This window comes from Nostoc sp. (assembly GCF_036917515.1).
In the GTDB taxonomy this organism is placed as follows: Bacteria; Cyanobacteriota; Cyanobacteriia; order Cyanobacteriales; family Nostocaceae; genus Nostoc.
In genome coordinates this window covers 54,683-62,923 of the sequence record NZ_JBALDE010000119.1, presented here as the reverse complement: position 1 = coordinate 62,923, position 8,241 = coordinate 54,683, and the positions used below count along the sequence as shown (strand labels likewise).

Below are 8,241 nucleotides of genomic sequence, written 5' to 3'. Positions count from 1 at the left end.
TCAATACTTAAATGTGTAGCTACACTAATTCGTTTCGGCATTAGTCATCTTTGCACTCACTACTTCTATCGTAAGCGATTATCCGGACATGATATCAAAGGCTTTCAGCCTACAAGTGACAAAAACCTACTTTCGCCTCAAAAACGCTAAAAATTATATGTAGCAAGGCTTTTCAGATCATCTTGCAGATTTTTACTCATATCTCAACTCAATACCTAAAGAGTGCGAAGGGCAAGACCAAAAAACAACAGCCAGCAGCGCAGGAGCAAGAGGATAAATCAGCACCACAAAACCAACCAAACAGGTAAGCTTTTGTGCTAAAAATTTACAGTGATGACGAAATATAAGCTGATTGAATTATGAAAATCTAGTGACCCAAGTACAGAATTTAATAGCTGGGCAAACGCATCTAAATTATTCTTGATCACAACCAAAGTTAAGAGGTGACGAAAATGGCAACACGTTTTACTGGCGGTTGTATGTGCGGAGCTATCCGCTACGAATGTTCAGCAGAACCCATTGGAATGGGAATTTGCCACTGTCGGGATTGCCAGCGTGCAACAGGTAGTGCATTTGCCGCCGCGCTGATTGTACCTCGCAGTGCTGTGATCATTACTGGAGAAGTGAAATATTACGGTGTAACAGGTGATAGTGGCAACTTGGTCAGCCGTGGTTTCTGCCCGCATTGCGGCTCCCGGTTGTTTGGGACACCTGCAAATTCTGACGCTATCAGCATTCAGGCAGGGAGTCTAGATGATCCAAGCTGGTTCAAGCCCCAGGCAGAAATTTACGTTGCCAGTGCCCAACCGTGGGATTACATGAACCCGGATTTACCTAAATTTGCCAAGTTTCCGCCACCTAACAATGCTGTTGCAGCAAACTGAAGCAAGCCGCTGGTGCTGAGTTCAAAGCTATTTGCATCCGCAATTTGACAACGTGTTTGAAGACCTGGGTGCAGCTGGATATTATATTTGTGAAGCTGGTTATCGTCTTGAATCAGCACTTAAAACCGTGCAAGGGCGGCTTGAAGTGACATAATGGAGATTATGCACCAGTAACAATTACAGCGGCACAATTTAGAGAGTAATAACTAGACCTAGACTTAGGATAATGTCCGCGCTCATTTGCTGCTAATAACTGATATTGTCCACCAATTAATTTACAGCGTATTTCAGGTAAATGAAGTACACGGGTAGGGGCACAACATGTTATGTCCCTACGATTATCTGTACCTCACCTTGGCGTAGCCTCTCGTAGAGAAGTTGCAATATGCTGTATAAACTACTACACTTATTCTAAATCGCAAAGACCGATGATTTATTGCATCTCTTGCCTTAACCAAACAGTATTGACTCCCAACTAATCTCAAAGTACACGCAGTAAACTGGGAATGCTTTCGATCGCTGAGAAATTCCGAATTTCTGCCAAAGCTTGCCGAAAGTTGCCTTCTGGCACATCATGGGTAACAACCACAATCTCTGCTAATTCCCCTTGAAAGCCTGTTTGGACAATTGACTCTAAGCTAACGCCATAGTTACCAAAGCAAGTCCCCAATTTACCGATAACTCCAGGTTGGTCATTCGTAAGGAAACGGGCATAAAACCGAGTTATGAGTTCTGCCATCGGCGCAATTTTGCAATATTCCTGATGCCCACAATCTAATAATGGATTTGTAACTGCTGTATTAGTTTTGAGGACAGCAACTAAATTCAAAATATCTGACGTGACAGCACTGGCGGTTGCACCAGCACCAGCACCTGGGCCAAAAAACATTACCTGGCCGATTGGTTCTCCTTCGACAAGAATTGCATTGTAAACGCCGTTGATGCTAGCCAAAGGGTGGGCTTGAGGCACTAAAGTAGGATGAACTCTGACGGAAAGGGGAGATGAGGGAGTATCACGTTTAGCGATCGCTAACAATTTAATCACAAATCCCAATTTTTCGGCGTAGGCAATATCTGTTTTGCTCACTTGCCGAATCCCCTCAGTATAAACATCTTGGAGGTTGATGCGTCCCCCGAAACCTAATGATGCGAGGATGGCAATTTTATCTGCTGCGTCTAAGCCATCTACATCAGCTGTGGGGTCAGCCTCAGCATAACCCAAACGTTGGGCATCGGCTAAAACATCATTGAAATTGCTGCCTTCTGTTTGCATCCGTGTCAGAATGTAATTTGTTGTACCGTTAACGATACCTGTTACAGTGGAAATTCGGTTAACACTTAAAGATTGCTTTAAAGGTTGAATCACTGGAATACCACCACCCACGGCGGCTTCTAACATCACGTATACGCCAGCTTGATTGGCGGTGGTGAAAATTTCTGCTCCGAAGCGGGCAATCGCTGCTTTATTGGCTGTGACTACATGCTTACCATTACTTAAAGCTTTAAGAATGAGCGATCGCGCCGGCTCCAGTCCACCCATCACCTCAACAACTATATCTACTGCCGGATCGTTGACAATAGATTCTAAATCTGTGGTTAAGACTTCCGTAGACAATTCTACTGCACGGGGTTTATCTAGCGATCGCACTCCTACCCGATAAATTTCTATCTCTTGCAACAATGGATGACGCCCAGTGCTATCTTGCAACAACTGCACTGTTCCCGTTCCCACGGTGCCTAATCCCAGTATTCCTAGTTTCACACCCATTATGCACCCAATTTCACCAATAACAATTGTAGGTAGAGCAAACGCTCTACCTACTGATTATCCTGCTTCCTTTGTCATTTGTCCTACCCTTCTCCTTCGGAGATGCTACGCGAACGGGAAGCCGCCTGGAGGGTTTCTACGTCCATCGTCCTTTGTCTAAAACTAATGACCTTCTACAGACGCGATTAATCGCGTCTGTACTAGACTAAATTAGTAAGTTTCTACGTGCCAGCGACCAGCTTTTTTGAGTTGCTTCTGGTAATCACTCCAAGTTACGTCTTCTTTTGCAGCAGCAGTAGTCAAGGCTGCATCAATACCTTCTTCCATACCTCGCAAACCGCAAATGTATGTGTGGGTTTTTTCATTTTTAATCAACTGCCACAATTCATCTGCATGTTCTGCTACGCGGTCTTGGATGTACATTCTACCACCTTGAGGATTTTTTTGTTCCCGGCTGATGGCAGGAGTGAGGCGGAAGTTATCAGGATATTTTTGTTCAATTTCTTCCAGTTCTTCCTTATATAAAAGGTTTGGAGTTGTCGGTACGCCAAATATTAGCCAAGAGAATCCTTTAAATTCGTATTCTGGGTTAGCTGCTTTTTCCGCATCTTTAAACTGACGCCACAGATAAGCTCGCATCGGGGCAATACCTGTTCCGGTTGCCATCATGATCACATTAGCATCAGGGTCATTGGGTAACAACATTTCCTTACCCACAGGCCCTGTAATTTTTACATCTGCCCCTGGTTCTAAGAAACACAGGTGTGTGGAGCAAACGCCGTAGACTGTTTCGCCAGTTTCTGGGTGCTTGTACTCCAATTGACGAACGCACAATGATACTGTTTTATCATCTACATCATCGCCATGACGAGTTGAGGCGATGGAATAGAGTCTAAGTTTTTCTGGCTTGCCGTTCTTGTCTAATCCTGGTGGAATAATCCCAATACTTTGACCTTCTATATACTTTAAATCCCCGGCGGAAATATCAAATTTAAGGTGTTGAACAATACCAATACCACCTTCTTTGACCAGCGGTTCATTAGATATTACCTTGCCAATAAACGGAGCATTGGGACGGTAAGTGTTAACAGGAACGTCACCGTGGTCTTTTTTGGCTTTCGCTTGAGTCATGGTGTTGCCTTTCTTGTCCTTGTTCTTTAGCTGTTCTTGTGCTGGTGGTTTAGTGAAGTCTTTGGCTTCACTATCAGCATTTACAGGTGTGGCTTTACCATTCCCTTCACTGTTAGCAGTTTCCCCAGATGTAGCTAACTCGCTGACTTCACTGTTAGCATTCCCAAGTGAGGCTTTACCATTAACTGGCTCTAGAGCAGTTACAGACTGGATGCTAACAATTGTGCCGCCTAGACGAGTGATACGTCGCATTTCTTGATTCATGCGGTTGTAAGGCACTCTGATGAACACACTGCCACTTTTCCGAATTGGGTAGTTAGTTTGATCGGTTTCTTCACTCTGACGCAAACCTACTACTTCATAAAGGAAGACGCGGCTACCTAATTCTGTGTTGGCAGCACCCTCAACAGCACCTTGATTGTACATTCGTTCTACCACTCCGATAATTTACTTAACCGTTTTTCAAAAAAACTATTCCCCTACCTTGCCAGCTTTAGTTTACCGGATTTTCGTTTCACAAAACTAGCCTTGAAGGAAAAACGGCATCAATAAATTAATGCCTTGCTAAGTACACTCACCAAAGACATGCAGGCATAGCAAAAAACACACCTGTTCACCTTCTAAGGTAAAGGATAAGTCTTGTGGAGAATGTTAATAATGAATCAATTTAATCTTTTTTTCGTTAACTACCACCCCCATTAGGGAGATAGCTTTTTACTTTAGTACCCAATGAGCAACTCACAATAGTAGATATTCTCGGAAGAGTGCTTTGCTTAGTGTAAGCTACGGCTCAGTTTACCTCCAAAATCTATTCTTATGCTTGCTTACTCTAGAGGTTTAAATCGGAGAATGCCAAGAGAGGAAAGTTTTTTTCATAATCGGTTTTACTTCTCCAAATCTACTACTCTTCTGAAATCTTGTTAGCTATTTTCATTACCTGTCTATGGAAAATTACATAACTAGGACAACTCCAGCTACAAACATAACGAGATAGAGAATTGTAATTCAAGCAACTGTAATTAGTTTCACTTGACGCGAAAAATCTGTCAACCTGATATCAGTACTTTGCCATAACGTCAACGCTTCTATATGAGCATATCCATAAATTTACAGCCAATAATTTGAGTAATGCAAGTTGTTTCCTCATTCGTTGGATAGATTTTTGCTTTGAATATATTAAGTATTGTCGAGCAGGAATTACAATTTAGGAACATTAGAAAATTTGCGGCAATAATAAATTATACCTTATAGTCTTGATTCTATAGAGTCACAAGTAGCAGAGTGATAAAGGTGCAACGCTCATGGGCTGTGCTGATCCCCATTTTTAAATTAACAACTAAATTAACAAAAAAATGATTGATGAACCATGTTAATTCTTCTTGACAGCAATCTTGTATGGGATACCCCCTTCTGTTAAAATCGAATATATCACTAGGATTAAATACTTACCGGCACCAACATTCAGGCTAGTCCGACGAGTAGCAACTTAAAAGAGAAGGCAGGAGGCAAAGGGCAGATCGCGCAGCGTGTCGTAGACAAGGCAGGAGGAAAAAAGTATGAATTTTTTTATTTTTGGGTCAAAAGCCCAGTTTAAAAATAAGAATTGTATTGAGCGAAAAGTGCCGCGACATTCGAGGCATCTACAGCTTAAGTCCCACGCTTTTAAACGTGGTTCACTCCTGTTTCCTACCTCCTAATCACTTTGTTACCTACCCGCTTGGTGTCTTATAGATGTGCTAGGTAGCAAGAACGCAGGATAAACCAAAGGGGTAAACTCCTGGCTTGAGAATCTGCTGTGTGAAAAATTATTGACACGACTTTAGTATTTTAGAGGAGATTTATGACAAGAAAGCCGGAACGCGTGGTACTGATTGGAGTAGCCGGAGACTCTGGATGCGGTAAATCTACGTTTTTGCGTCGTTTGATAGATTTATTTGGTGAAGAGTTAATGACTGTCATCTGCTTGGATGACTATCATTCGCTAGATCGCAAACAGCGTAAAGAAACGGGGATAACGGCACTAGACCCCAGGGCAAACAATTTTGATCTGATGTATGAGCAAATTAAAGCGCTCAAAAGTGGTGAAGCGATTGATAAGCCGATTTACAACCATGAAACCGGCTTGCTCGATCCGCCAGAGCGGATCGAGTCGAATCACATTATAGTTATTGAGGGGCTGCATCCTTTATATGATGAGCGGGTGCGATCGCTAATCGACTTCAGTGTTTATTTTGACATTAGCGATGAGGTCAAAATTGCCTGGAAAATCCAGCGAGATATGGCTGAACGCGGTCATCGCTACGAAGATGTGTTAGCGCAAATCAATTCCCGCAAACCTGACTTTGATAAATTTATCGAACCGCAAAGAGAATTTGCTGATGTGGTTCTCCAGGTATTGCCCACAAACTTGATCAAAAACGACACCGAACGTAGAGTCTTACGGGTACGTATGCTCCAGCGGGAAGGTAAGGAAGGCTTCGATCCAACCTACCTATTTGATGAAGGGTCAACAATCAATTGGACTCCCTGTGGACGCAAGCTGACTTGTTCTTATCCTGGTATGCAACTATACTATGGTTCAGATGTTTACTACGGTCGCTATGTCTCAGTACTAGAGGTGGATGGTCAATTTGACAACTTGGAAGAAGTCATTTACATCGAAACCCATCTCAGTAATACATCCACGAAATATCAGGGGGAATTGACTCATTTGTTACTCCAGCACCGCGAGTATCCAGGTTCCAATAATGGAACTGGTTTCTTCCAAGTGCTTACAGGTTTGAAGATGCGTGCTGCTTATGAGCGGTTGACAGCTACAGAAGCAAAGTTAGCGATTCAGGTTTAAAGCAGCAGTGTTTGTGTCAAAGCTTGTGGGGGCGCTTTCGGGTGTCCCTTTTTTTTGTATTATTAAATACATTTTTACCAAAAAATAATTAGCATACATTTATCTGACTTACGGATATTTACCTTATAGTTAGTGGTTTTTATTAATATCAAAAAGATACTAACGACTGAAGTATAAATATTGTTATGATTTCATAAATTAGTAGTTGAACTAAATACTCACATTTAGTCAGCGAAAAAACTTCAAGTCAGGAGGAATTTCCTTTGTCTCGTCGATATTTATTTACCTCCGAGTCAGTCACCGAAGGCCATCCAGATAAAATCTGCGATCAGATTTCTGATACCATTTTGGATGCCCTATTGACACAAGACCCTAGCAGTCGTGTCGCAGCTGAAGTTGTAGTTAATACTGGTTTGGTGCTAATCACTGGTGAAATAACCACCAAAGCTAATGTAAATTTCGTCAATCTCGCCCGGAAAAAAATTGCTGAAATTGGTTATACCAATGCCGACAATGGCTTTTCTGCTAACAGCACCAGCGTTCTGCTGGCTTTAGACGAACAATCACCCGATATTGCCCAAGGCGTTAACACTGCCCAAGAAACCCGCGAACAAGATAGTGATGAACAATTCGACAAAATTGGCGCGGGCGATCAAGGTCTAATGTTCGGTTTTGCCAGCAACGAAACACCAGAACTGATGCCCTTACCCATCAGTCTCGCCCACCGGATTGCTCGCCGATTGGCAGCAGTCCGCAAAACAGGTGAATTGTCATACCTGCGTCCTGACGGTAAAACCCAAGTAACTGTGGTCTACGAAGATGGACGCCCAGTAGGTATTGATACGATTCTAATTTCTACCCAGCATACAGCTAATATTGGGGAAATTACGGATGAAGCGGCGGTACAAGCCAAAATTAAACAAGACCTCTGGTCAGCAGTGGTCGAACCTGTTTTTGGCGACATTGATGTTAAGCCGAATAAAGAAACACGTTTTTTAGTCAACCCCACTGGCAAATTTGTCGTTGGTGGCCCTCAAGGAGATTCTGGTCTAACAGGACGGAAAATAATCGTTGATACCTACGGTGGCTATTCACGACATGGTGGCGGCGCTTTTTCTGGCAAAGACCCCACAAAAGTTGACCGTTCTGCTGCTTATGCGGCTCGTTATGTGGCGAAAAATATTGTCGCAGCTGGGTTAGCAGAAAAAGTTGAAATCCAGCTATCTTATGCGATTGGTGTAGCGCGACCAACAAGTATCCTAGTAGATACCTTTGGCACTGGCAAAGTGGATGAAGAAACCTTACTGGAATTAATTAACAAGCACTTTGAACTTCGTCCAGCAGGGATTATCCATACCTTTAACTTACGCAACTTACCAAGTGAACGAGGCGGACGTTTTTATCAGGACGTCGCGGCTTACGGTCATTTTGGGCGGGCTGATTTAGACTTGCCTTGGGAACAGACTGATAAAGCCGAATTGTTGAAGCAAGCAGCAAAAGAGTCACTTTCGACAGCAGTTGCTCAGGCACTAACTTAGACTTATAGGCCAATACGGTTCAGTTAACAAATTTATCTGTTAAAGCAGGCAGGGGGAGAAAAAAAGCTTAACTAA

5 protein-coding genes are annotated in these 8,241 nt (G+C 42.9%); 3 read left to right on the top strand and 2 right to left on the bottom strand.

The genetic code is table 11. From position 1 onward, the window contains the following. Positions 1 to 452 precede the first annotated feature (452 nt). On the top strand, positions 453 to 884 hold the full coding sequence (locus V7K89_RS15945) for a GFA family protein (protein ID WP_335188680.1): 432 nt from the start codon (positions 453 to 455) through the stop codon (positions 882 to 884). Between the two features lie 481 nt (positions 885 to 1,365). Here the strand turns inward: V7K89_RS15945 and V7K89_RS15940 are convergent, their stop codons facing one another. Together V7K89_RS15940 and petH are read right to left on the bottom strand one after the other, a co-directional pair. After that, complete coding sequence (locus V7K89_RS15940) at positions 1,366 to 2,652, bottom strand: homoserine dehydrogenase (protein ID WP_335188677.1); 1,287 nt, start codon at positions 2,650 to 2,652, stop codon at positions 1,366 to 1,368. A gap of 210 nt (positions 2,653 to 2,862) precedes the next feature. Beyond that, entirely contained in the window at positions 2,863 to 4,209 is a 1,347-nt protein-coding gene (gene petH / locus V7K89_RS15935; RefSeq protein WP_335188692.1) for a ferredoxin--NADP reductase, read from the bottom strand. 1,414 nt (positions 4,210 to 5,623) lie between these two features. Between petH and V7K89_RS15930 the strand changes: the two genes are divergently transcribed. Then, positions 5,624 to 6,628, top strand: coding sequence for a phosphoribulokinase (locus tag V7K89_RS15930; RefSeq protein ID WP_322710540.1), 1,005 nt, complete (start codon positions 5,624 to 5,626; stop codon positions 6,626 to 6,628). 263 nt (positions 6,629 to 6,891) lie between these two features. Beyond that, positions 6,892 to 8,166: a methionine adenosyltransferase gene (gene metK / locus V7K89_RS15925; protein WP_335188676.1), complete on the top strand. Its 1,275-nt coding sequence runs from the start codon at positions 6,892 to 6,894 to the stop codon at positions 8,164 to 8,166. The last annotated feature ends 75 nt before the right edge of the window (positions 8,167 to 8,241 follow it).

Bases quoted from the DNA above. Each gene is read 5' to 3' on its own strand.
- V7K89_RS15945 (WP_335188680.1), top strand. From the start codon at position 453: ATGGCAACACGTTTTACTGGCGGTTGTATGTGCGGAGCTATCCGCTAC.
- V7K89_RS15940 (WP_335188677.1), bottom strand. From the start codon at position 2,652: ATGGGTGTGAAACTAGGAATACTGGGATTAGGCACCGTGGGAACGGGA.
- V7K89_RS15930 (WP_322710540.1), top strand. From the start codon at position 5,624: ATGACAAGAAAGCCGGAACGCGTGGTACTGATTGGAGTAGCCGGAGAC.
- petH (WP_335188692.1), bottom strand. From the start codon at position 4,209: ATGTACAATCAAGGTGCTGTTGAGGGTGCTGCCAACACAGAATTAGGT.